Raw genomic sequence first — 295 nt, forward strand, 5'->3', positions numbered from 1 at the left:
CGGTCACAGCCATCGACGGCTACGAAATGGCCCGAAAGGGACACGCGGGCATCGCGCTTGCGACGGCCGCAATCAGTTCATTTATTGCCGGTACCATCGCTACTGTTGTCGTCGCTGCCTTTGCGATGCCGCTCGGCGAAATGGCGCTGAAATTCGGCCCCCCGGAATATTTTGCGCTGATCGTATTCGGCCTAATCCTGTCGGTAACGCTCGCCAACGGCCAGCTAATCAAAGCGGTAGCGATGATCGTGCTTGGTTTGCTGTTCGGCATCGTCGGCGCCGACGTTTACACCGG

The 295-nt window shown here is 58.6% G+C and carries 1 protein-coding gene; it reads left to right on the forward strand.

From position 1 onward, the window contains the following. Positions 1 to 295, forward strand: a 295-nt coding sequence (locus C6558_RS39435) for a tripartite tricarboxylate transporter permease (protein ID WP_199197165.1), incomplete at both ends; no start/stop codon positions are given.

The organism is Ensifer sp. NM-2, assembly GCF_003024455.1.
Taxonomy (GTDB): Bacteria; Pseudomonadota; Alphaproteobacteria; order Rhizobiales; family Rhizobiaceae; genus Ensifer; species Ensifer canadensis.